The 612-nt window shown below is 65.8% G+C and carries 1 protein-coding gene; it reads left to right on the top strand.

Annotated elements, in window-relative coordinates:
* Positions 1 to 584, top strand: a 584-nt coding sequence (locus MKP05_RS21415) for an ATP-dependent DNA helicase (RefSeq protein ID WP_240570154.1), incomplete at its 5' end; no start/stop codon positions are given.
* Positions 585 to 612 lie beyond the last annotated feature (28 nt).

The following is a 612-nucleotide window of genomic DNA, read 5'->3' as shown; positions in this document are numbered from 1 at the left end:
CGAACCAGCCCGGCGCGGCGCGACACCTGGCGGCGATGCTCAAGCCGCTGATCGAGGCCAACGATGGTCGCTGCTTTATGTTGTGCACCTCGCACGCCATGATGCGCGATCTGGCGGAGCAGTTCCGCGCCACCATGACGCTACCGGTGCTGCTGCAGGGCGAGACCGGCAAAGGCCAGCTGCTGCAGCAGTTCGTCAGCGCCGGCAACGCGCTGCTGGTGGCTACCAGCAGCTTCTGGGAGGGAGTCGATGTGCGCGGCGACGCGCTGTCGCTGGTGATTATCGATAAGCTACCGTTCACCTCGCCGGACGATCCGCTGCTAAAAGCGCGGATGGAAGATTGCCGGCTGCGCGGCGGCGATCCCTTCGATGAAGTGCAGCTCCCGGATGCGGTGATCACCCTCAAGCAGGGGGTGGGTCGCCTGATCCGCGATATCGACGACCGCGGGGTGCTGGTGATCTGCGACAACCGGCTGGTGATGCGCCCCTACGGCGCGGTGTTCCTGGCCAGTCTGCCGCCGGCGCCGCGAACCCGCGATATCCGTCGGGCGGTGCGCTTTCTCGCCGTACCGCCGGCAAGGTAATCCGCACTAAAATGTGTTAAGCTGCGCG

It is taken from the genome of Halomonas flagellata, assembly GCF_022487945.1.
Lineage (GTDB): Bacteria > Pseudomonadota > Gammaproteobacteria > Pseudomonadales > Halomonadaceae > Halomonas > Halomonas flagellata.
This window is presented reverse-complemented; position numbering and strand designations above follow the sequence as displayed.